This window comes from Klebsiella sp. JN_Kp126 (genome assembly GCF_033843325.1).
Classification (GTDB): Bacteria; Pseudomonadota; Gammaproteobacteria; order Enterobacterales; family Enterobacteriaceae; genus Klebsiella; species Klebsiella michiganensis.
On the sequence record NZ_JAWXQV010000059.1, the window covers coordinates 17,413 to 40,713 of the forward strand.

Here is a 23,301-nt window from a genome sequence, read left to right on the forward strand (position 1 = left end):
ACATTTATCCAGTTTTTGGCAAATTTGTCATCTGGCGACCCTCCGCGTGAAAGCCGTATTCTTTCCTCAACGACACTACCGAATTAAGCATTGAGGAAAGCATCATGGAACTCTATCTGGACACCGCAAACGTAGCAGAAGTTGAACGCCTGGCGCGCATCTACCCGTTGGCCGGCGTGACCACCAACCCGAGCATTATCGCAGCCGGTAAAACGCCGGTTTGGGATGTTCTTCCGCGCCTGCAAAAAGCCGTCGGTCCGGAAGGTATTCTGTTCGCCCAGACCATGAGCCGCGACGCGCAGGGCATGGTGGAAGAAGCCAAACGCCTGAGTAACGCCGTCCCCGGTATCGTGGTAAAAATCCCGGTCACCGCCGAAGGCCTTGCCACTATCAAGCTGTTGAAAAAAGAAGGTATCCCCACGCTGGGTACGGCGGTATATAGCGCATCTCAGGGCCTGCTGGCCGCGCTGGCCGGGGCAAAATATGTGGCGCCGTACGTCAACCGCGTCGACGCCCAGGGCGGTGACGGCATCCGCATGGTCCAGGAGCTGCAGTCCCTGCTGGAGCTGCATGCGCCGGAAAGCAAAGTGCTGGCCGCCAGCTTTAAGACGCCGCGCCAGGCGCTGGATTGCCTGTTAGCAGGCTGCGAAGCGATCACCCTTCCGTTAGATGTAGCGCAACAAATGCTCGGTACCCCTGCGGTAGAGTCAGCTATTGAGAAGTTTGAGCAGGACTGGAATAACGCTTTTGGAACGCTAAACCTGTAACCCGATCGGCGAGCTGCCCAGGGGGTGGCATCACGGTCATCCAGGAGGAATAGAAATGGATCGCATTATTCAATCACCCGGTAAGTACATTCAGGGCGCGGACGTCATTACCCGCCTTGGTGGATACCTCAAGCCACTGGCAGAACGCTGGCTCATCGTGGGCGATAAATTCGTACTCGGTTTTGCCGAAGAAAAACTGCGTAAAAGCCTGGCGGATGCGGGGCTGGCTGGCGAAATCGCACCGTTTGGCGGCGAATGCTCACATAACGAAATCAACCGCTTGCGTGATATTGCCGGTTCCGCCCGCTGCACCGCCGTGCTGGGTATCGGCGGCGGCAAGACGCTGGATACCGCAAAAGCATTAGCACATTTTATGAATCTGCCGGTGGTTATTGCCCCGACGATTGCCTCCACCGACGCGCCGTGCAGCGCGCTCTCGGTCATCTATACCGATGACGGCGAGTTTGATAGCTACCTGATGCTGCCGCGCAACCCGAACATGGTCATTGTCGATACGCAAATCGTTGCAGGCGCCCCGGCGCGCCTGCTGGCAGCCGGTATCGGTGATGCGCTGGCGACCTGGTTTGAAGCGCGTGCCTGCTCCCGCAGCGGCGCGACCACCATGGCGGGCGGAAAATGCACCCAGGCGGCGCTGGCGCTGGCTGAACTGTGCTACAACACGCTGGTTGAAGAGGGCGAAAAAGCGATGCTGGCGGCGGAGCAGCACGTGGTGACGCCGGCGCTGGAACGGGTGATTGAAGCCAACACCTACCTGAGCGGCGTCGGCTTTGAAAGCGGCGGCCTGGCGGCTGCGCACGCTATCCATAACGGTCTGACCGCTATTCCGGACGCTCACCACTACTACCATGGTGAAAAAGTGGCTTTCGGTACGCTTACGCAGCTGGTACTGGAAAACGCGCCGGTGGAAGAGATCGAAACCGTAGCGGCGCTGTGCCATAGCGTCGGGCTGCCTATCACCCTGGCGCAGCTGGATATTAAAGTCGATATCCCGGGCAAAATGCGTACCGTGGCGGAAGCCGCCTGCGCGGAAGGTGAAACCATCCACAATATGCCCGGCGGCGCGACGCCGGATCAGGTCTATGCCGCGCTTCTGGTGGCCGACCAGTACGGTCAACGCTTCCTGCAAGAGTGGGAATAAACCCTCGCGACATACCCGCCAGCAGGCGGGTATGTTCTTTTCGCCCGCCATTGCCCGCCAAAACGATGTATTTTATAGTGCGATTTTCCTTTGGGTGAATCGTAGATATGCAGTCATCAAATCGAAGAATGAGCATTTACGCCATTTTGCAACAGGACAAAAAAGTCGTCGTCAATGACCTCGCCGAAAAGTTCGGCGTCACCAAAATGACCATCCGTCGCGATCTCTCTTTCTTTGAAAAACAAGGCATTGTAAAAACAACCTACGGTGGAGCCTACTTAACCCGCGGCGCCAGCGTCGAGCCCGGCTTTCAGCTGCAATCGATACTAATGGCCGATGATAAGCACCTGATTGGCCAGAAAGCCGCCGAGCAGGTTGAAGATGGCGACACGATTATTATCGACTGCGGCACCACGCCGCTGGCGCTCGCTCATTTTATTTTCGATAAGAAAATCATGGTGATAACCAACTCCATTCCGGTGGTTAATCTCCTGAAAGGAAGAAAAAATATCAAGTTGATCGTCGCGCCCGGTGAATATGAAGACGCCAGCCAGGGAATGGTCTCTTTCAGTACCGCCGACTTCTTTCGTCATATCCACGCCGACAAAGTCTTCCTCAGCACTCAGGGCGTCAACGATCTTGGAGAGCTGACGGTTCCTGAAATGACCGATGCCCACGTCAAACAAGCGCTGATGCGCGCCGGGCGGCAAAAAATCCTGCTGGCGGACAGCAGTAAATTTGGTCAAACGTTCCTTGCAGGCCATGCCCGCCTGGCAGACCTTGACCTCGTTATCAGCCAGACCGGCCTCTCCCCCGATATCCTCTCTCTGATGCAAACGCAAAACGTACCGCTGCTGCTGGCGGATAGTCACCTCTGATGGCGCAGGCGCCCCGTTTTACCGCCCGTAAAGATGTTTTAAGGAAATAACCAGAACAAGCGGCGCCGAAGATGTTTTGACGCCGCAGAGAGAAGAGAAGGACGGGGAAATCTGAAGCCTGCTTACGCCGGGCGCACGCCTAAAGTGTGGCAAATCGCGTAGCTCATTTCCGCGCGGTTCAGGGTATAGAAATGGAAATCCTTCACCCCTTCGCGGCTGAGAATCTTCACCATATCCATGGCGATGTTCGCCCCCACCAGCTGGCGGGTTTCGGCGTCATTGTCCAGACCTTCGAACATTTTCGCCATCCACGTCGGGATACGCACGTTGGTCATATCGGCAAATTTTTTCGCCTGCCTGAAGTTAGAGACCGGCAGAATGCCCGGAATAATTTCGACGTCGATACCCGCAGAGACGCAGCGGTCGCGAAAACGCAGGTAGCTTTCAACATCAAAGAAAAACTGGGTAATCGCGCGATTTGCTCCGGCTTCGACCTTGCGCTTCAGGTTAAGCAGATCGGCCTGCGCGCTTTTGGCTTCCGGATGGACTTCCGGATAAGCCGCAACGGAAATATCAAAGTCCCCGACCTCTTTCAGCAGAGTCACCAGGTCGGCCGCGTACATATCCGGCTTACCGCTGCCAGGCGGCAGGTCGCCACGCAGCGCAACGATATGGCGAATCCCGCTATCCCAGTAATCTTTAGCAATGGCACGCAGCTCATCGCGGCTGGCATCGATACAGGTAAGATGCGGGGCGGCTTCCAGACCGGTACGCTCTTTAATACCTTTGATAATGCTATGGGTGCGGTCACGTTCACCGGAGTTAGCGCCGTAGGTCACGGAGACAAACTTCGGCTTCAGGCTGCTCAGGCGATCGATGGATTTCCAGAGGGTTTGCTCCATTTCACTGGTGCGCGGCGGAAAGAATTCAAAGGAGACGTTAATCTGGCCCTGCACTTCCGCCAGGCTCTGATTCAGGGCTTCCCGCTGATTGGCGTGAAAAAAGCTCATACCTTACCTCATCAATCGCATTTTATTGTTTGTTGTGTCGCGAACTTCTATACGTTTAGACGTCCAGATGTAAAAATGACGGAAAAGGGCATCCGCGTCAATAGAAAAATCAGCGTAAACAGTGAGGAATATTCAGCCAGGATGAAATTAATTCATCTCTTTTTCGCTAAGGCAATGATTTTTCAACGACTGCTGTTACCCTTTCCCGGACCCTCTCATTTGCGGGCAGCGTCACCATTCCCAGCCTAAGCGGAAGCTGCTGGCTGGCATCCTGCAAAGGACAAAAGACGACCCCCTGCCGCTGAATCGCGGAAAAAGAGGCCGGCAGGAGGATCAGGCCTTCTCCGCGCGCAATCCGCGCCAGCAGAACATCATGCTCGGCAGGCTCCTCCACGTAGGTGGGCACATAGCCTGCCCGGTCAAAAATACGTCGCGTATAGTCAAAAAAATCGGGATTACGCTCGCGTTTAAACCAGAACAGCGGCCGATGATTGAGTGCGCTTAACGTCAGCTCCGCCCTGGCGGCCTCCGGCCAGGATGCGGGTAGCGCCGCGATAAGCGGCTCCTGGTAAGACAAAGGATGCAGGTGAAGCCCCTCGGTATTCAGCGGCAGCGCCACCAGCGCCGCATCGAGCTTGCCCTTTCGCACCAGTTGGGCCAACGTCGGTGATGACTGACGAGTGATGTGCAATGCGCCGGTGTACTCACCCAGAGCGGATTCCGCGGCGGCGAAAACGCCTTGCTCAAAGGCGGTGGTCAACCCCAGACGCAGAGGCTGCTGCGCGGGCGCAGAGAGCTGGCTCAACGCCGTCAGGGTGCGATCCTGAAGCGCCAGCAGAGGCCGAATGATATCCAGCACCCGTCTTCCCTCGTCGGTAAGGATCAGACCTTTGGTATGCCGCAAGAATAGCGTTACCCCCAGCTGCGTTTCCAGATGGCGAATATGACGGCTCAGCGGCGGCTGCGAAATAAATAGCCGCTGCGCGGCCCGGCTGATGTTATTTTCCTCCGCCACCACCGCAAAGTAGCGCAGCAGGCGAATATCCAGAGTGTGTAAACGTGAATTTGTCATACTGAAAAGGTATCACGAAAAGGGTATTACTCAAGTCAGGAAAACTTCCCTAACCTTCCTCATTACGCATCATCACACTGAGGAAAAGCCATGACCAGCGAACGTTATACCATCGGACGAGAAATGCTACAGCGCGTGGACGGCAAAGGCGGCGACGCCGTCGTCAACAGCCTGAAGGATATCGCCCCCGATTTTGCCCGCTATCTGATTGAGTTCCCCTTCGGCGATATTTACGCCAGGCCAGGGCTCGATTTACGCAGCCGTGAAATTGCCACTATCGCCGCGCTCACGGCGCTCGGTAACGCCGCGCCGCAGCTAAAAGTGCATATTGCCGCCGGGTTAAATGTCGGGCTGACGCAGGAAGAGATTACGGAAGTGATCATGCAGATGGCGGTCTATGCCGGATTCCCGGCGGCCCTGAATGGCCTGTTTGCCGCCAAAGAAGTTTTCGCGGCACACTAAGGTGAAAAGACCAGGCGTTGCCTGGTCTTTAATTTATGGCTACAGCAGCTGCGCCAGACGGTTGATATCCGACTGAATCGCCCCGGCGGTCACATCACGACCGGCGCCCGGACCGCGGATCACCAGCGGGTTATCGCGATACCAGCGGCTCTCGATAGCAAAGACGTTATCACACGGCAGCAGCGCCGCCAGCGGATGCTCTTCGCGCACCGCTTCAACGCCGACGCGGGCTTTACCGTTAGCGTCAAAGCGCGCGACGTAGCGCAGCACCAGGCCCATTTCGCGCGCCGCTTCCAGACGCTGCAGCATCTGCTCGTTCAGCGCTTCGCCGTTCTCAAAGAAGTGATCGACAGACCCCTCTTCGCAGTGGGCGGGCACCAGCGACTCAACGCGCACCTGATCCGGCTCGATGTTGTAACCCGCCTCACGGGCCAGGATCACCAGCTTGCGCATGACGTCTTTCCCGGAGAGATCGACGCGCGGGTCCGGTTCCGTCAGCCCCTGCTGCCAGGCCTGATCGACGAGGTCTGTAAACGGCACTGTGCCGTCAAACTGCAGGAACAGCCATGAGAGGGTGCCGGAGAAAATACCGCTCAGCGCCAGAATGGTATCGCCGCTATCAATTAAATCGCGCACCGTATGGTTGACCGGTAAACCGGCGCCGACGGTGGCGTTGTACAGCCAGTGGCGCCCGGTCTTCTCGAACGCGTCGTGGATCTGGCGATACTTACTGCTGCTGCTGGCGCCAGCCAGCTTATTCGCGCTGATAACGTGGAAACCATGGCTGGCGAAATCGAGGTACTGGTCGGCCAGCTGCGCGCTGGCGGTTACGTCCAGCACCACTAAATCATCGTACGGATGCGCGCGCATCCACAGGAACAGCGACTCTTCATCCTGCTCAACGGCCTCATCATTAAAGAAAGCCAGCGCGCGACTGGCGTCAAGGCCTTCGTAATTAAGCAGGCTACGGCGACTATCCACGACCCCGGCAAGGATGAATTCAAACCCGGTGCGGGCGGAAAGCGTGGTCTGCTCGCGAGCGAACAGCTCCAGCCAGCGGGACCCGATATTACCTTTGCCAAACAGCACCAGGCCAATGCGTTTTTCCGCGCGGAACAACGACTGATGCAGCCCCTGAATAAGGCTTTCCGTCGGCCCGGCGCGCAGCACCGCGACCAGGCTGATGCCCTCTTCTGATTGCCAGGTAAACTCTACCGGCTGGCCCTTCAGCTGCTGCCAGAAACGGTGGCAGTGCAGCGGATTGCGGGTCACGCCAGCGCCAACCATCGCCACCAGCGCCAGTTTCTGACGCAGGCGCAGCTCGCCCGGCAGCCCCGCTTCGTCCAGCAGCTTCAGCGCGCTGTCGGCCACTTCAGAGGTGTAGCAGAACTGCAGCAGCTTACGGTCGGCGTGTACGCCAACCGCCAGCGGACGCAGCTGGGCGCGTTTTAAAATAGCGTCCAGCTCCTTATGCGCCAGTTTGAAATCCTGGCCGCCGGGTACCTGGAACTCAATCAGGCAGACATCATCATGGCTGGTCACGATACGCGCCCCGGTACCGGAAGCCAGCACGCGTTCGATGCGCGTTGAGCCCTGATCCGGGGTGTAGCTACAGCGTAATTGTAAATCGATATCGCTGCCGGAGACCGGCTGCAGCGTACGGGCATGCAGCACCGGCGCCGCCAGGCGGGCCAGTTCGCTGGCCTCATCCAGGCGCAGCAGCGGCAGCAGGCAGGCGTCTTTCACTTTACGCGGATCCGCGCTGTAGACCCCGGCCACGTCGCTCCAGATAGTGACGCGAGACGCCCCGGCCAGGGCGCCGATTTGGGTGGCGGAATAGTCGGAACCGTTACGTCCCAGCAGGACGGTTTCCCCGGCGTTGTTACGCGAAATAAAGCCGGTCACCACCAGACGCTTGTTCGGGTGCTGCGCTATCAGCTGCTGCAAAAGCGGATAGGATAAGCCTTCATCCACCTGCGGCTGCGCGGAGCGCTCGGCGCGCAGGAAGCTACGCGCATCCAGCCAGGCGGCTTCTACGCCAAGATGGTTCAGCACCGCCGCCATCAGGCGGGCCGACCAGACTTCGCCGTGACCGACGACTTCGGCGTATACCGCGTCGGTGACGCCGCCGTCAAGCAGCCCGGCAAGGCGCTCAAGATCCTGAATAAAGATGGCAATCAGCGTGTCGGCTGCGTCTGGTGACAGCAGTCCGGAGATGAGCTCCATCTGATAACGACGGAGCGATTGTTGCACCTGATGCGCAGAAAGGCGATCGGTCTGGCTGAGCTTCAGCCAGCTGATCAACTGGTTGGTGGTACTGCCGGCGGCAGAGACGACCATCATGTCGCCCGCCTGCGAATACTCCGTCATAATACCCGCGACGCGCAGGTAACATTTCGCATCCGCTAAACTACTCCCACCAAATTTGTGCAGCTGACGACCCTTCGCCCCTGCCTGCGCAATCACACTCATGTTTATTCCTCGTTTGCTGCCCGGAAGCCATTTTCCAGGTCGGCAATTAAATCTTCACCATCTTCAATACCGGTCGAAATACGCAGAAGCGTTTCTGAGATCCCGGCGGCCGCACGCGCTTCAGGCGCCATGCCCGCATGGGTCATCGTCGCTGCGTGGGAAATCAGACTTTCCACGCCGCCCAGCGATTCCGCCAGCGTAAACAGCGATAACCCGCTCAGGAAACGACGCAGCGTCTGCTCATCGCCATCCAGTTCGAAGCTTAACATCGCCCCAAAACCTTTTTGCTGACGCGCCGCAATCTCATGCCCCTGGTTTTCCGGCAGGGACGGATGGTACAGTTTTTTCACCAGCGGCTGGGATTTCAGATAGTCGACAATCGCCAGCGCGTTACGCTGCGCCACTTCCATACGCGGAGAGAGCGTACGTAAGCCGCGCAGCAGCAGATAGCTATCAAACGCTCCACCGGTAACGCCGATATTATTCGCCCACCATGCCAGTTCGGTGACGGTCGCCGGATCTTTAGCGATCACCACCCCGGCCACGACGTCAGAGTGGCCGTTCAAATATTTAGTGCACGAATGCAACACCAGATCGGCGCCCAGCGCCAGCGGATTCTGCAAAGCCGGGCTCAGGAAGGTGTTATCAACCACGCTGACCGCTCCGGCCTCACGCGCCAGACCGCAGATTTTCGCAATATCCACAACTCTCAGCAATGGATTACTTGGGCTTTCGACCAGAACCAGCTTCGGTTTTTCCGCCAGCGCGGCGCTCAGCGCCTGCTCGTCGTTTTGATCGACAAACAGCACGCGATAGCAGCCGCGCTTCGCCAGGCTGTCAAACAGGCGGTAGCTGCCGCCGTAGCAGTCGTGCGGCGCCACCAGCAGATCGCCCGGTTTCAGAAATACGGTGGTGACCAGCAAAATGGCCGACATGCCGGTATTGGTCAGGACCGCCCCCGCGCCGCCCTCCAGCTCCGCCAGCGCACGCTGCACCACATCACGGGTCGGGTTACCGCGACGAGAGTAGTCGTGGGCGCGAGGTTCGTTAAATCCGGTGAAATTATAGGTGCTGGAGAGATGAATGGGCGGGACAACGCAACCGTACTGCTCGTCGTCATTTAAACCGCTACGCACTGCGATGGTGGCCTGTTTACGCGTCATGTTGGGGAGTTCCTGGGCTGAGTCGGTGAAAAGTCAGGCTCCAGAGTAATCATTGTTATAATAGACGTCAATACATCTGGACATCTAAACTTCTTTGCGTATAGATTGAGCAAACTGGAAATAGCCGTTAAAATTATATGCATTAGCGCACATCCGTAGCGGCTTGTTTGGTGCCAGACGCGCCCCTCTACGGTAAACTACGCGCAATTATGGCCAGGACTCGCGTTCAGGCCCTTAACTAATGAATAGAGGATTAAAGGTAACTCATGGCTGAATGGAGCGGCGAATATATCAGCCCATACGCTGAGCACGGTAAGAAGAGTGAGCAAGTAAAAAAAATTACGGTTTCCATTCCTCTGAAGGTGTTAAAAATCCTCACCGATGAACGCACGCGTCGTCAGGTGAATAACCTGCGGCACGCGACTAACAGCGAACTGCTGTGCGAAGCGTTCCTGCATGCCTTTACCGGTCAACCGTTGCCTAACGATGAAGACCTGCGTAAAGAGCGCAGCGATGAAATCCCGGAAGCGGCGAAAGAGATTATGCGCGAACTGGGCATCGACCCGGATACGTGGGAATACTAAAACCATAAAAAAGGGCAGAAGAAATCTTCTGCCCTTTTTTCTCGCGTTTAGCGCAAGAGAAACAAAAAAGCCGCCCTGAGGCGGCTTCTTCAGCAAATTACTTGCTGGTACCCGGTACGCTGAAGCGCTTGTTGAAGCGGTCAACACGGCCACCGGTAGCAACATCACGCTGTTTGCCAGTGTAGAACGGGTGGCATTTACCGCACACGTCGAGGTTCAGGTCGTGACCTACGGTAGAACGGATTTTCATGACGTTACCGCAAGAGCAGGAAGCAGTAACTTCTTCGTATTTCGGATGAATATCTTTTTTCATGGGAGAACCTCAGTTAAGGCCGCGTCGCTCTTCCAGCCCTAACGCCAGACACCACGCGATGTTAATAATTTCCCGGTGCGATTGCGCGAAGCGAAATTCCCGGGTAATAGATTTTGATGTCGCACAAAGCGCATCAAAGGCGGCGAATCATACAGAATTTGACCAGCATATGCAAACTGATCCGCGAGCCCTTATCACAATGTGTATACTAACCCGCCAGATTTCAAGTCAGGAAGATTAAATGCCCGTCGCTCACGTTGCCCTGCCCGTTCCGCTGCCCCGCACTTTTGACTATTTGCTGCCTGAAGGTATGCCGGTCAAAGCGGGCTGTCGCGTACGCGTCCCGTTCGGCAAACAGGAGCGGATAGGTATCGTAACGGCGGTCAGTGAGCGCAGCGAACTGCCGCTCGACGAACTTAAGCCGGTGGCCGAAGTTCTTGATGCCGAGCCGGTCTTCTCCGCTTCGGTCTGGCGGCTGCTGCTGTGGGCGGCGGATTACTACCATCATCCCATCGGCGATGTGCTGTTTCACGCGCTACCGATCGTGCTGCGCCAGGGGAAGCCCGCCAGCGCGACGCCAATGTGGTACTGGTTTGCCACCGAACAGGGGCAAGCGGTTGATATCAACAGCCTTAAGCGCTCACCGAAACAGCAGCAGGCGCTGGCTGCGCTGCGTCAGGGCAAGATCTGGCGCCATCAGGTTGCCGAACTCGAATTTAACGACGCCGCCCTGCAGGCGCTGCGGGGTAAAGGCCTGGCCGAACTCGCCAGCGAAGCGCCCGCGATCGCCGACTGGCGCACGAGCTTCTCGGTACCCGGCGAGCGCCTGCGGCTCAATACCGAACAGGCCACCGCCGTGGGCGCGATTCACAGCGCCTCGGACAGCTTTTCCGCCTGGCTGCTGGCCGGGATCACCGGTTCGGGCAAAACGGAAGTGTATCTGAGCGTCCTTGAAAACGTACTGGCGCTGGGGCGCCAGGCGCTGGTGATGGTGCCGGAGATCGGCCTGACGCCGCAGACTATCGCCCGTTTCCGCCACCGCTTTAGCGCCCCGGTGGAAGTGCTGCACTCCGGACTGAACGACAGCGAACGCCTCTCCGCGTGGCTAAAAGCCAAAAACGGCGAAGCGGCGATTGTTATCGGTACCCGCTCGTCGCTATTTACCCCTTTTAAAGACCTCGGGGTCATCGTCATCGATGAAGAGCACGACAGCTCTTATAAACAGCAGGAAGGCTGGCGCTATCACGCCCGCGATCTGGCGGTCTGGCGCGCCCACAGCGAACAAATTCCAATTATCCTCGGCTCGGCGACCCCGGCGCTGGAGACGCTTCATAACGTCCGCCAGGGCAAGTATCGCCAGCTGAAGCTCACCAAACGAGCGGGCAATGCGCGCCCGGCTCAGCAGCACGTTCTGGATTTAAAGGGCCAGCAGCTGCAGGCCGGACTGTCTCCGGCGCTCATTGGCCGCATGCGCCAGCATCTGCAGGCCGATAACCAGGTGATTCTGTTTTTGAACCGCCGCGGCTTCGCGCCGGCGCTTCTGTGCCACGACTGCGGCTGGATAGCGGAGTGTCCGCGCTGCGACAGCTACTACACGCTGCACCAGGCTCAGCATCATTTGCGCTGCCACCACTGCGACAGCCAGCGCCCGATTCCGCGCCAGTGCCCCTCCTGCGGCTCAACGCATCTGGTACCGGTAGGTTTGGGGACCGAACAGCTTGAGCAGGCGCTGGGACCGCTGTTTCCCGATATCCCGATTTCCCGTATCGACCGGGATACCACCAGCCGCAAAGGCGCGCTTGAGCAATATCTTGCCGACGTCAATCGCGGCGGCGCGCGCATTCTTATCGGCACCCAAATGCTGGCGAAGGGGCACCACTTCCCGGATGTCACCCTGGTTTCCCTGCTGGACGTTGACGGCGCGCTGTTTTCCGCCGATTTCCGCTCGGCGGAGCGCTTCGCTCAGCTCTACACGCAGGTTTCAGGCCGCGCAGGCCGGGCGGGCAAACAGGGCGAGGTGATCCTGCAGACCCACCACCCGGAACACCCGCTGCTGCAAACGCTGCTTTATAAAGGATACGACGCGTTTGCCGAGCAGGCGCTGGCGGAACGGCAAAGCATGCAGCTGCCGCCGTGGACCAGCCACGTGCTGATTCGCGCCGAGGATCATAACAACCAGCAGGCGCCACTTTTTTTACAACAGCTGCGCAACCTGCTGCAGGCCAGCCCGCTGGCCGATAAGAAACTGTGGGTGCTCGGGCCGGTTCCGGCGCTGGCGCCAAAGCGTGGCGGCCGCTGGCGCTGGCAAATTCTCCTCCAGCATCCGTCGCGCGTTCAGCTACAGCATATCGTCAGCGGAACGCTGGCGTTGATTAACACGCTGCCGGAAGCGCGAAAAGTGAAATGGGTTCTGGACGTCGATCCTATTGAAGGTTAAGGCTTCTCTTGCGAGGCGGATCGAAAAATTCAACCATCGTCACGTTTTTCATGAAAATTCTGTAACTCTCTGGATGTACTATCTGTTAAAAATGTTGCTGATGTCAGAACGCCAGGGATGTGTCTGCGCCAGTCAGCGAGGAGAAATCAGGTGAAGCCCAAAAAACAGGTCGTTGCCGCCACTATGAAAGACGTTGCCCAAAAGGCAAACGTTTCCACGGCAACCGTATCCCGAGCGTTAATGAATCCCGATAAGGTTTCGCAGAGCACCCGTAACCGGGTCGAGCAGGCCGCGCTGGAAGTCGGCTATTTACCGCAATCGCTCGGGCGCAATATGAAGCGCAACGAGTCACGCACCATTCTGGTGATTGTGCCGGATATCTGCGACCCCTTTTTCAGCGAGATTATTCGCGGTATTGAAGTCACCGCGGCGGAACAGGAGTACCTGGTGCTGATTGGCGATTGCGCCCACCAGAACCGTCAGGAAAAGACCTTTATCGACCTGATCATTACCAAGCAGATCGACGGTATGCTGCTGCTTGGCTCCCGTTTGCCCTTCGATGCGGGCGTAGAGGAGCAGCGCAATCTGCCGCCGATGGTCATGGCCAATGAATTCGCTCCCGAGCTTGAGCTGCCGACGGTGCATATCGATAACCTCACCGCCGCCTTTAACGCCGTTAACTATCTGCACGAGCTGGGGCATCGCCGCATCGGCTGTATCGCCGGCCCGGAAGAGATGCCGCTGTGCCATTATCGCCTGCAGGGCTATGTCCAGGCGCTGCGTCGTAGCGGGATAACCGTCGATCCGCACTATATCGCCCGCGGCAATTTTACCTATGAAGCCGGCGCCAACGCCCTCGAACAGCTGCTGACGCTGCCGGTACCGCCGACGGCTGTTTTCTGCCATAGCGATATTATGGCGCTGGGGGCATTATCGCTGGCGAAACGTCGCGGCCTGAAAGTTCCTGAAGATCTGTCTATTATTGGTTTCGATAACATCTCTTTGTCTGAATTTTGCGATCCGCCATTGACGACCGTCGCGCAACCACGTTTTGATATTGGCCGCGAAGCGATGCTGCTTTTATTGGATCAACTGCACGGTCACAGCGTCAGCAGCGGTTCACGATTACTCGACTGCGAGCTTATCGTTCGCAGCAGTACGCGAAAAATCCGAACATAACCTTCAGGCTTTCGGGCCTGCCCTTCTGGTCAAAGGCCCGCCGCTTAAGTAACATGGCGGGCTGAAAAACGAATAAGACAGCGAAACGATAGTGGCACAACGAGATTATGTACGCCGCAGCCAACCGGCTTCTTCGCGGCGCAAAAAGAGCAATACCCGAAGCTCAAGGAACAAGCAAGGCGGCCTTTCGGCGGTTTCACCGACTATGGTGGCGATCGCTGCGGCAGTGCTGGTGGCCTTTATCGGTGGACTGTACTTCATCACGCACCATAAGAAAGAAGAGGCTGAAGCGCTGCAAAACCGCCAGGCCGCTGGCAACGGCCTCCCGCCGAAGCCAGAAGAGCGCTGGCGCTATATTAAAGAGCTGGAGAGCCGTCAGCCCGGCGTACGTGCGCCTACGGAACCCACGGCAGGCGGCGAAGTCATGAAGCCGGAGCAGCTGACGGACGAGCAGCGCCAGCTGTTGGCGCAAATGCAGGCCGATATGCGTCAGCAGCCTACGCAGCTGACCGAAGTGCCGTGGAATGAACAAACCCCGGCGCAGCGCCAGCAGACCCTGCAGCGTCAGCGTTTAGTTCAGCAGCAGCAGCTCGCTCAGGTGCAGCAGCAGACACAGACGCAGGTACAGCAACCGCGAACCCAGCCGCGGGCCGTCGAGCAGCCGAAACCGGTGCAGCAGCCGCCGAAGCAAACGGCGTCGAACCAGCAGCCGTATCAGGATCTGCTGCAAACGCCGGCGCATACCAGTACCGCGCAGCCTAAAACCCAGGCCGCCGCGCCGGTAACCCGCGTTGAAGAGGCGCCAAAAACCGCCGCCGCGGAGAAAAAAGACGATCGCAGCTGGATGATCCAGTGCGGCTCCTTTAAAGGCGCTGAGCAGGCGGAAACCGTGCGCGCGCAGCTGGCGTTTGAAGGCTTCGCCTCGCACATCACTACCAATAACGGCTGGAACCGCGTGGTAATTGGGCCGCTGAAAGGCAAAGAAAACGCCAGCAATATGATTGAACGGCTGAAAATGGCCGGACACGCAAACTGCATTCGTCTCGCCGCCAGGGGTTGAAACCCTCAAAATCCCCCCCATCTATAATTGCATTCTGCCCCGCGTAACCGCGGGGCCCCTATTCCGCTTTTGCAACCAAGGGGTCTGCTCGTGACTACAATTGTAAGTGTTCGCCGTAACGGCCATGTCGTTATTGCCGGTGATGGCCAGGCCACGCTGGGCAACACCGTAATGAAAGGCAACGTCAAAAAAGTGCGCCGCCTGTACAACGACAAAGTGATCGCCGGCTTTGCGGGCGGCACCGCTGACGCCTTCACGCTGTTCGAACTGTTTGAACGTAAGCTGGAAATGCATCAGGGCCACCTGGTGAAGGCCGCCGTTGAGCTGGCGAAAGACTGGCGTACCGACCGCATGCTGCGCAAGCTGGAAGCGCTGCTGGCCGTGGCTGACGAAAACGCATCGCTTATCATCACCGGTAACGGTGACGTGGTGCAGCCAGAAAACGATTTGATTGCTATCGGCTCCGGCGGTCCTTACGCCCAGGCCGCGGCTCGCGCCCTGCTGGAAAATACCGATATGGGCGCACGCGATATCGCAGAGAAAGCGTTGAATATTGCAGGTGATATCTGCATTTATACCAACCACTTCCATACCATCGAAGAATTACCGTCTAAAGCGTAAGGATCTCCCATGTCTGAAATGACCCCACGCGAAATTGTCAGCGAACTGGACAAACACATTATCGGCCAGGACGCAGCCAAGCGCTCCGTCGCCATCGCTCTGCGTAACCGCTGGCGTCGTATGCAGCTCAACGAAGAGCTGCGTCACGAAGTCACGCCCAAAAACATTCTGATGATCGGCCCGACCGGCGTCGGTAAAACGGAAATCGCCCGTCGTCTGGCAAAGCTTGCCAACGCGCCGTTCATCAAAGTTGAAGCGACGAAATTCACCGAAGTGGGCTATGTTGGTAAAGAAGTGGACTCCATCATCCGCGATCTGACCGATGCGGCGATCAAAATGGTGCGCATGCAGTCCATCGACAAAAACCGCTATCGTGCGGAAGAACTGGCGGAAGAGCGCATCCTTGACGTGCTGATCCCGCCGGCGAAAAACAACTGGGGCCAGGCTGAACAGCCTCAGGAACCGTCCGCCGCGCGTCAGTCTTTCCGTAAAAAACTGCGCGAAGGGCAGCTCGATGATAAAGAGATTGAGATCGATCTCGCTGCTGCGCCGATGGGCGTTGAAATCATGTCCCCTCCGGGCATGGAAGAGATGACCAGCCAGCTGCAGTCCATGTTCCAGAACCTGGGCGGCCAGAAGCAAAAACCGCGTAAGCTGAAAATTAAAGACGCGATGAAGCTGCTGATTGAAGAAGAAGCGGCGAAGCTGGTCAACCCGGAAGAGCTGAAGCAGGATGCCATCGACGCCGTTGAGCAGCACGGTATCGTGTTTATCGACGAAATCGATAAAATCTGTAAGCGCGGCGGCAACTCCTCCGGCCCGGACGTATCCCGCGAAGGCGTACAGCGCGATCTGCTGCCGCTGGTTGAAGGCTGCACCGTCTCCACCAAGCACGGCATGGTGAAAACCGATCATATTCTGTTTATCGCTTCCGGCGCGTTCCAGGTGGCCAGCCCGTCTGACTTAATCCCGGAGCTGCAGGGTCGTCTGCCGATTCGCGTTGAGCTGAAAGCGCTGACCACCCACGACTTCGAGCGCATCCTGACCGAGCCGAACGCGTCCATCACCGTGCAGTATAAAGCGCTGATGGCCACCGAAGGCGTCAATATCGAGTTCACGGAAGATGGCATCAAGCGTATCGCTCAGGCCGCGTGGCAGGTCAACGAGACCACCGAGAACATCGGTGCGCGTCGTCTGCATACCGTACTGGAGCGTCTGATCGAAGACATCTCCTACGATGCCAGCGAAATGAATGGCCAAACCGTCACCATCGATGCGGAATATGTCGGTAAGCATCTGGATGTTCTGGTGGCAGATGAAGATCTGAGCCGTTTTATCTTATAATCCGGTTCAATATATTTTCATCACTATAGATGGGGCTATAGATACCCTAAATAATTCGAGTTGTGGAAAGGCAGCCGCTGGCTGATGGCCCTCATTTATCCCGGCAGTGCCTGGGGTGAATGCGCGTCGCCAACGCATCTGCAGCTTGAAGTATGAAGGGTAGAGCCCCATTTTTTATTGGCCGGGACTTATGACCGAACACGCTATCACTCGCACCCAGGCCTGGCTGGAAAGCCTGCGCCCCAAAACGTTACCTCTGGCCTTTGCCGCCATTATTGTCGGCTCCGCGCTTGCCTGGCATCAGGGCAGCTTCGATCCCTGGGTTGCCCTGCTGGCCATCATCACCGCCGGTTTATTACAAATCCTCTCCAATCTGGCCAACGATTATGGCGACGCAGTAAAAGGCAGCGATAAACCTGACCGTATCGGCCCCCTGCGCGGGATGCAGAAAGGGGCAATCACCCAGGCGCAGATGAAACGCGCGTTGATTCTCACCGTGGTGCTGATTTGTCTCTCTGGCCTGGCGCTGCTGTTCCTGGCCTGGCAGACCATGGCCGATTTTATCGGTTTTATGGTGCTTGGCGGGCTATCGATCGTGGCCGCCATTACCTACACCGTCGGCACTCGTCCTTACGGCTACATCGGCCTTGGCGATATCTCCGTGCTGGTGTTCTTCGGCTGGCTTAGCGTGGTCGGGAGCTGGTACCTCCAGGCGCACAGCGTTGAAGCGGTTATTTTCTTACCCGCCACCGCCTGCGGTCTGCTGGCAACGGCGGTGCTGAATATTAACAACCTGCGTGATATCGACAGCGATCGTGAAAACGGTAAAAACACCCTCGCCGTGCGCCTGGGGCCGGTTAACGCTCGCCGCTACCACGCCTGCCTGCTGTTTGGCGCGCCGCTGTGCCTGGCGCTGTTTAACCTTCTCTCGCTGCATAATCCGTGGGGTTGGCTGTTCCTGCTGGCAACGCCGCTGCTGGTCAAACAGGCGCGTTATGTGATGCGCGAACGCGACCCTGTCGCCATGCGTCCAATGCTCGAAAGAACGGTTAAAGGGGCGCTGCTGACCAACCTGCTGTTTGTTATCGGAATTATTTGCAGCCGGCTTGTGGGTTAACTGACAAATATCAATTAACAATTGATGATTTTGCCAACAGTACGATTCACGCGATATACTGAAAATTCTCGCAGCAACTGAACGTTAAGCCTATGAAATACGATACTTCCGAGCTTTGTGACATCTACCAGGAGGATGTCAACGTCGTGGAACCTCTGTTCTCCAACTTTGGGGGGCGCTCGTCGTTTGGTGGACAAATCATCACGGTAAAATGTTTCGAGGATAACGGGTTGCTCTACGATATGCTCGAACAGAACGGCCGTGGTCATGTCCTGTTGGTTGACGGCGGTGGTTCCGTTCGACGCGCATTGATTGACGCTGACCTGGCGCGTCTGGCCGTACAAAACGAGTGGGAAGGGCTGGTCGTTTATGGCGCTGTGCGTCAGGTTGACGATCTGGAAGAGCTGGATATCGGCATCCAGGCGCTGGCGGCCATCCCCGTCGGGGCCGCAGGTGAAGGTATCGGCGAAAGCGACGTGCGCGTCAACTTCGGCGGCGTCACCTTCTTTTCCGGCGACCATCTCTACGCCGATAATACCGGGATTATCCTCTCCGAGGATGCCCTGGATATCGAGTAGCGTCCCGCCCATAAAAAAGGCCTTCTCTCTGAGAAGGCCTTTTTATTTCCGCCGGAGGCTTAGTACAGCTTCTTAGCGCAATCCAGCCAGTCGCTTTTGAACGGACGCTTCATGTTTTCGATAGCGTCGATAATGTCGTGGTGAACCAGCTTCTCGTTCTGAATACCAACGCAGCGGCCGCCGAAGCCCTGCAGCAGCAGGTCAATCGCGTACGCGCCCATGCGGGATGCCAGAATACGGTCATAAGGAACCGGAGAGCCGCCGCGCTGAATGTGGCCCAGTACGGTGGCACGAGTTTCACGGCCGGTCTCTTTCTCGATGTAGTGAGCCAGCTCGTCGACGTCGCACATATGCTCGGTGATCGCCACAATCGCGTGTTTTTTGCCTTTCGCGATACCCGCCTTAATTTCTGAAACCAGGTCGTCGCGCGTGTATTCAACCTCAGGCACCATGATGAACTCACAGCCGCCGGAGATAGCTGCCGCCAGGGTCAGATCGCCGCAGTAGCGGCCCATCACTTCAACAACGGAAATACGCTGGTGGGAGGAAGAGGTGTCACGCAGGCGGTCAATGGCCTCTACCACGGTGCTCAATGCGGTAAAGAAGCCGATGGTATAGTCGGTGCCTTTAATATCGTTGTCGATGGTGCCCGGCAGACCGATGCAAGGGAAGCCCATCTCAGTCAGACGCACGGCCCCCATGTAGGAACCGTCACCACCGATAACCACCAGCGCATCCAGGCCGCGCTTTCTCATATTTTCAATCGCGACGGCGCGAATATGTTCTTCGCGGAATTCTGGAAAACGCGCCGACCCCAGGAAGGTGCCGCCGCGGTTGATCATGTCGGAAACGCTGTAGCGGTCGAGCTGAACCATACGATCTTCATACAGGCCGAGGTAACCGTCATAGATTCCAAAAACTTCCAGACCTTCCGTTAATGCCGCACGCACAACGCCACGAATTGCTGCGTTCATGCCCGGGGCATCACCGCCACTTGTCAACACACCGATTTTCTTAATCATGACTACCTCTGAACTTAGGAAGCAAAAAATAATCCTGTTGCCTGAAGCGCCCCTCACGAGGAGTGCACAACGATAATTGCAATAGTATATCAAACGCTTCTGGCTGAATTGATTCAGGTCAGACCAAATGGCGGTAATTTATACAAAAAATGCCGATCCGCCCCACACTTTTACATCGAGTTTACAGACTATAACCTAAAGATCATAAAACACCCTGCCGCCCTAACGGCACCACAGAGCAGGGGTCCTGGTGGATAATGACATCGGACCCGGGAAAACGGAGCAACAGCGCCTGCTCCACCTGGTCGGCAATCACGTGTGCCTGAACCAGCGGGAGGTTATCTTCCATTTCCAAATGAATCTGAATAAAGCGAGTCGGCCCTGACTGCCGCGTTCGTAGATCGTGCGCCCCGCTGACGCCTGGCCACGCGGTCACGATATTGATAATTTCCTGGCGTTCCTCATCAGGAAGCGCGCGGTCTAACAACGACTGAACGGCGTCATAAGCCATGCGCAGCGCGCTATATAAAATATAGACGCCTATACCTAATGCAAACAGCGCATCAGCACGGTGCCAGCCGTACCAGGAGAGGGCCAGCGCCACCAGAATTGCGCCGTTCATCATAACATCAGACTGATAATGAAGCATATCCGCCCGTACCGCCTGACTTTGTGTTTTTCTTACTACCCAGCGCTGGAACGTGACCAGCAGCAGCGTGCTGACCAGCGCAATCAGCGTCACCACCATCCCTACGCCCGCCGCATTCATCGGCTCAGGACGAACGAGATGATCAATACCGGTCAAGAACAGAAACAGCGCCGAGCCGGAGACAAACATACTTTGCGCCAGCGCGGCCAGCGATTCCGCTTTACCATGGCCAAAGGTATGTTCTTCATCGGCAGGCTGCAGCGAATAACGCACCACCAGCAGGTTGGTCAACGAGGCGGCGATATCCACCAGTGAATCAACCAGCGCCGCCAGAATACTCACAGACCCGGTATACCACCATGCAAAAATCTTGATCAAAAGTAACGCAGAGGCCATCACCGTCGCCGCAATCGCCGCGCGGCTCACCAGCTGCCCATAAGATTGATTCATAAACGCTCCTTACTTCGCGATGCGCTTAGTATAACCCGATCTTTTACCGGGACGGGGAGGCAGGAGAGTGCTGAATAACGGGCAAAAAAAACCCCCACATCATGTGGGGGAAGACAGGGATGGTGTCTATGGCAAGGAAAACAGGGTTGTTACTGGGGTTGCAGGGTATTGCTACTACTCGAAAGCATCATCGCTGAGCCTTTTTGCATCCGTGCAACCTCACGCAACTGATCCATTCGTTGCTGGTGCTTAGCGTTTAAAACCGCTTGCTGCTCTGGCGTTAGCAGGTGATACATCTGGTTGCGAACTTTTGCCATTTCAACCTGGCGGGCAACCTGTTCCTGCGCCATCTTATCTGCCTGAGCGCGTACAGCGTTTTCATCAAAATTTTCTGCGGTGACAAGGCGATGCATTGTCTCCATTTCGCTAACATTAACGGGTGGCCTGTCGTGGCGTGCCCGCTGCATAAGATCTCGTAACTGTTGCCGTTGGTGTTCAGTTAAACTTATGCCGTCAAACATATGGCTCTGGCTGCTGCGCTGGACCCCTTCGTCTCCGGGAAGCCAGTTAACGCTGGTGACGACTTCAGCGGCTTGGCTATATGCACTTAGCGCCAGCGTTGAGGCCATGACGGCAGCGATAACATTGCGCATCACATACTCCCAAAACGTTTGTGTCGCGATTCAACGAGAGAGAGTTTACGATGCAGGCTGCAAACATGCGTCAGGGGGTGTAAAACAACGTAAAGTCATGGATTAGCGAGCCTTGATGACGTAATTTCTGCCTCGGAGGTATTTAAACAATGAATAAAATCCTGTTAGTAGATGATGACCGGGAGCTCACCTCCCTGTTAAAAGAGCTGCTCGATATGGAAGGTTTTAATGTGCTCGTCGCCCATGATGGGGAACAGGCGCTGGCCCTTCTGGACGACAGCATCGATTTACTTTTGCTTGATGTGATGATGCCGAAGAAAAACGGTATCGACACGCTCAAAGAGTTGCGTCAGACACACCAGACCCCGGTTATCATGCTAACGGCCCGCGGGAGCGAGCTGGATCGCGTTCTCGGCCTCGAGCTGGGCGCGGACGATTATTTGCCTAAGCCGTTCAACGATCGTGAGCTGGTGGCGCGTATACGCGCGATTCTGCGCCGGTCGCACTGGAGCGAGCAGCAGCAGACAACCGAAGCCGGTTCACCGACGCTGGAAGTGGATGCGCTAAGCCTTAACCCCGGCCGCCAGGAAGCCAGCTTCGATGGTCTGACCCTCGAGCTGACCGGCACCGAGTTCACCCTGCTCTATCTTCTGGCGCAGCATCTTGGCCAGGTGGTATCGCGTGAGCATCTTAGCCAGGAAGTGCTGGGTAAACGCCTGACGCCATTCGATCGCGCAATCGATATGCACATCTCCAACCTGCGGCGCAAGCTGCCGGAGCGCAAAGACGGCCATCCGTGGTTTAAAACCCTGCGCGGACGCGGCTATCTGATGGTATCGGCTTCATGATTGGAAGTTTAACCGCACGCATCTTCGCTATTTTCTGGCTCACGCTGGCGCTGGTGTTGATGCTGGTTCTGATGCTGCCTAAGCTGGACTCGCGCCAGATGACCGAGCTGCTGGAGAGCGAGCAACGTCAGGGCATCATGATTGAACAGCACGTCGAGGCCGAACTGGCGAACGATCCGCCAAACGACCTGATGTGGTGGCGTCGTCTGTTTCGCGCCATCGATAAGTGGGCTCCGCCGGGCCAGCGTTTGCTGCTGGTCACCAGCGAAGGTCGCGTTATCGGTGCCGAACGCAACGAAATGCAGATTATCCGCAACTTTATCGGCCAGGCGGATAACGCCGACCATCCGCAGAAAAAGCGCTATGGTCGCCTGGAAATGGTCGGGCCTTTTTCCGTCAGGGATGGAGAAGATAACTACCAGCTCTATCTGATTCGTCCTGCCAATACGTCACAATCAGACTTCATCAATCTGCTGTTCGACCGGCCGCTACTGCTGCTGATCGTCACGATGTTAGTCAGCGCCCCGCTGCTGCTATGGCTGGCGTGGAGCCTGGCGAAACCCGCGCGTAAGCTCAAAAATGCCGCCGATGAAGTCGCCCAGGGCAACCTGCGTCAGCATCCGGAGCTGGAAGCCGGTCCGCAGGAGTTTTTAGCCGCCGGGACCAGTTTTAACCAGATGGTGACCGCGCTGGAGCGCATGATGTCCAGCCAGCATCGTCTGCTGTCCGATATCTCGCACGAACTGCGCACGCCGCTGACCCGCCTGCAGTTAGGCACCGCATTGCTGCGCCGCCGCAGCGGGGAAAGCAAAGAGCTGGAGCGGATTGAGATGGAAGCGCACCGGCTGGATAGCATGATCAACGACCTGCTGGTGATGTCGCGCAATCAGGCGAAAACCGCGCTGGTCAGCGAAACGGTGAAAGCCAACCAGCTGTGGGGCGAGGTGCTGGATAACGCCGCCTTTGAAGCCGAACAGATGGGGAAATCGTTCACCGTCGAGTATCCGCCGGGGCCGTGGCCGCTGTACGGTAACCCCAATGCCCTGGAAAGCGCGCTGGAGAATATCGTGCGTAACGCGCTGCGCTACTCGCATACTAAAATTTCGGTAAGCTTCTCAGTGGATAAAGACGGCATCACGGTGAACGTCGATGATGACGGCCCGGGCGTGAGTCCGGAGGATCGCGAGCAGATTTTCCGTCCGTTCTACCGTACCGATGAGGCGCGCGACCGCGAGTCTGGCGGTACCGGCCTGGGGCTGGCGATTGTCGAGGCGGCGATTCAACAGCATCGCGGTTGGGTGAAAGCCGACGACAGCCCGCTGGGCGGCCTGCGCTTAACCCTCTGGCTACCGCTGTACAAGCGCACCTGATCCCCCCGGCCTGGCTTCGCCGGGCCGGGTTCGAAACGGGTAGATACTGTTATGCCATGCAAGCATTTTTCGTATGCAGTGTGGCATCGAACG

The 23,301-nt window shown here is 57.1% G+C and carries 22 protein-coding genes; 14 read left to right on the plus strand and 8 right to left on the minus strand.

Annotated elements, in window-relative coordinates:
• Positions 1-104: 104 nt before the first annotated feature.
• From fsa to SIK97_RS14625, 3 genes are all read left to right on the plus strand, one after another.
• On the plus strand, positions 105-767 hold the full coding sequence (gene fsa / locus SIK97_RS14615) for a fructose-6-phosphate aldolase (protein ID WP_057173445.1): 663 nt from the start codon (positions 105-107) through the stop codon (positions 765-767).
• Positions 768-822: 55 nt separating this feature from the next.
• Positions 823-1,926 (plus strand): bifunctional L-1,2-propanediol dehydrogenase/glycerol dehydrogenase, encoded by a 1,104-nt coding sequence (gene gldA / locus SIK97_RS14620; RefSeq protein WP_014227433.1) that lies wholly within the window; start codon positions 823-825, stop codon positions 1,924-1,926.
• Positions 1,927-2,054: 128 nt separating this feature from the next.
• Entirely contained in the window at positions 2,055-2,804 is a 750-nt protein-coding gene (locus tag SIK97_RS14625) for a DeoR/GlpR family DNA-binding transcription regulator (RefSeq protein ID WP_049102723.1), read from the plus strand.
• Between the two features lie 122 nt (positions 2,805-2,926).
• On the opposite strand, the gene metF is transcribed toward SIK97_RS14625, so the two are convergent.
• Positions 2,927-3,814 (minus strand): methylenetetrahydrofolate reductase, encoded by an 888-nt coding sequence (gene metF / locus SIK97_RS14630; RefSeq protein ID WP_057173444.1) that lies wholly within the window; start codon positions 3,812-3,814, stop codon positions 2,927-2,929.
• A 166-nt stretch (positions 3,815-3,980) separates the two neighbouring features.
• Positions 3,981-4,886 (minus strand): LysR family transcriptional regulator, encoded by a 906-nt coding sequence (locus SIK97_RS14635; protein WP_057173443.1) that lies wholly within the window; start codon positions 4,884-4,886, stop codon positions 3,981-3,983.
• Positions 4,887-4,976: 90 nt separating this feature from the next.
• Between SIK97_RS14635 and SIK97_RS14640 the strand changes: the two genes are divergently transcribed.
• Positions 4,977-5,348: a carboxymuconolactone decarboxylase family protein gene (locus tag SIK97_RS14640; RefSeq protein WP_004856015.1), complete on the plus strand. Its 372-nt coding sequence runs from the start codon at positions 4,977-4,979 to the stop codon at positions 5,346-5,348.
• Positions 5,349-5,387: 39 nt separating this feature from the next.
• On the opposite strand, the gene SIK97_RS14645 is transcribed toward SIK97_RS14640, so the two are convergent.
• Positions 5,388-7,820 (minus strand): bifunctional aspartate kinase/homoserine dehydrogenase II, encoded by a 2,433-nt coding sequence (locus tag SIK97_RS14645; protein WP_014227430.1) that lies wholly within the window; start codon positions 7,818-7,820, stop codon positions 5,388-5,390.
• 2 nt (positions 7,821-7,822) lie between these two features.
• On the minus strand, positions 7,823-8,983 hold the full coding sequence (gene metB, locus SIK97_RS14650; protein WP_014227429.1) for a cystathionine gamma-synthase: 1,161 nt from the start codon (positions 8,981-8,983) through the stop codon (positions 7,823-7,825).
• Between the two features lie 266 nt (positions 8,984-9,249).
• On the opposite strand from metB, the gene metJ reads away from it, so the two are divergent.
• A complete protein-coding gene (gene metJ / locus SIK97_RS14655; protein ID WP_004107547.1) occupies positions 9,250-9,567 on the plus strand; it encodes a met regulon transcriptional regulator MetJ in 318 nt (105 codons plus the stop codon).
• A gap of 97 nt (positions 9,568-9,664) precedes the next feature.
• On the opposite strand, the gene rpmE is transcribed toward metJ, so the two are convergent.
• Positions 9,665-9,880, minus strand: a complete 216-nt coding sequence (gene rpmE / locus SIK97_RS14660; RefSeq protein ID WP_004107543.1) for a 50S ribosomal protein L31 — start codon at positions 9,878-9,880, stop codon at positions 9,665-9,667.
• A 241-nt stretch (positions 9,881-10,121) separates the two neighbouring features.
• Between rpmE and priA the strand changes: the two genes are divergently transcribed.
• The 7 genes from priA to rraA all read left to right on the plus strand — a co-directional run bounded on the left by priA (position 10,122) and on the right by rraA (position 18,216).
• Positions 10,122-12,317 carry a primosomal protein N' gene (gene priA, locus SIK97_RS14665; protein WP_057173442.1) on the plus strand — a complete coding sequence of 732 codons (2,196 nt, stop codon included), beginning with the start codon at positions 10,122-10,124 and terminating at the stop codon, positions 12,315-12,317.
• A 150-nt stretch (positions 12,318-12,467) separates the two neighbouring features.
• Complete coding sequence (gene cytR, locus SIK97_RS14670) at positions 12,468-13,496, plus strand: DNA-binding transcriptional regulator CytR (protein ID WP_057173441.1); 1,029 nt, start codon at positions 12,468-12,470, stop codon at positions 13,494-13,496.
• A 91-nt stretch (positions 13,497-13,587) separates the two neighbouring features.
• Complete coding sequence (gene ftsN, locus SIK97_RS14675; protein WP_071846047.1) at positions 13,588-14,556, plus strand: cell division protein FtsN; 969 nt, start codon at positions 13,588-13,590, stop codon at positions 14,554-14,556.
• A gap of 90 nt (positions 14,557-14,646) precedes the next feature.
• Positions 14,647-15,177, plus strand: coding sequence for an ATP-dependent protease subunit HslV (hslV, locus tag SIK97_RS14680; protein WP_004107530.1), 531 nt, complete (start codon positions 14,647-14,649; stop codon positions 15,175-15,177).
• A gap of 9 nt (positions 15,178-15,186) precedes the next feature.
• Positions 15,187-16,521: an HslU--HslV peptidase ATPase subunit gene (hslU, locus tag SIK97_RS14685; protein WP_004127247.1), complete on the plus strand. Its 1,335-nt coding sequence runs from the start codon at positions 15,187-15,189 to the stop codon at positions 16,519-16,521.
• A 190-nt stretch (positions 16,522-16,711) separates the two neighbouring features.
• A complete protein-coding gene (gene menA, locus SIK97_RS14690; protein WP_032747309.1) occupies positions 16,712-17,638 on the plus strand; it encodes a 1,4-dihydroxy-2-naphthoate polyprenyltransferase in 927 nt (308 codons plus the stop codon).
• A gap of 92 nt (positions 17,639-17,730) precedes the next feature.
• Entirely contained in the window at positions 17,731-18,216 is a 486-nt protein-coding gene (rraA, locus tag SIK97_RS14695; protein WP_004127241.1) for a ribonuclease E activity regulator RraA, read from the plus strand.
• 59 nt (positions 18,217-18,275) lie between these two features.
• Here the strand turns inward: rraA and pfkA are convergent, their stop codons facing one another.
• The 3 genes from pfkA to cpxP all read right to left on the minus strand — a co-directional run bounded on the left by pfkA (position 18,276) and on the right by cpxP (position 20,990).
• Positions 18,276-19,238: a 6-phosphofructokinase gene (gene pfkA, locus SIK97_RS14700; RefSeq protein WP_004127238.1), complete on the minus strand. Its 963-nt coding sequence runs from the start codon at positions 19,236-19,238 to the stop codon at positions 18,276-18,278.
• Between the two features lie 202 nt (positions 19,239-19,440).
• Entirely contained in the window at positions 19,441-20,337 is an 897-nt protein-coding gene (gene fieF / locus SIK97_RS14705; protein WP_014227425.1) for a CDF family cation-efflux transporter FieF, read from the minus strand.
• 149 nt (positions 20,338-20,486) lie between these two features.
• Positions 20,487-20,990: a cell-envelope stress modulator CpxP gene (gene cpxP, locus SIK97_RS14710; RefSeq protein WP_004855993.1), complete on the minus strand. Its 504-nt coding sequence runs from the start codon at positions 20,988-20,990 to the stop codon at positions 20,487-20,489.
• Positions 20,991-21,139: 149 nt separating this feature from the next.
• On the opposite strand from cpxP, the gene cpxR reads away from it, so the two are divergent.
• Together cpxR and cpxA are read left to right on the plus strand one after the other, a co-directional pair.
• Complete coding sequence (gene cpxR, locus SIK97_RS14715) at positions 21,140-21,838, plus strand: envelope stress response regulator transcription factor CpxR (RefSeq protein WP_004127228.1); 699 nt, start codon at positions 21,140-21,142, stop codon at positions 21,836-21,838.
• A complete protein-coding gene (gene cpxA, locus SIK97_RS14720) occupies positions 21,835-23,208 on the plus strand; it encodes an envelope stress sensor histidine kinase CpxA (protein ID WP_004107505.1) in 1,374 nt (457 codons plus the stop codon). The genes cpxR and cpxA overlap by 4 nt, the downstream gene beginning before the upstream one ends.
• Positions 23,209-23,301 lie beyond the last annotated feature (93 nt).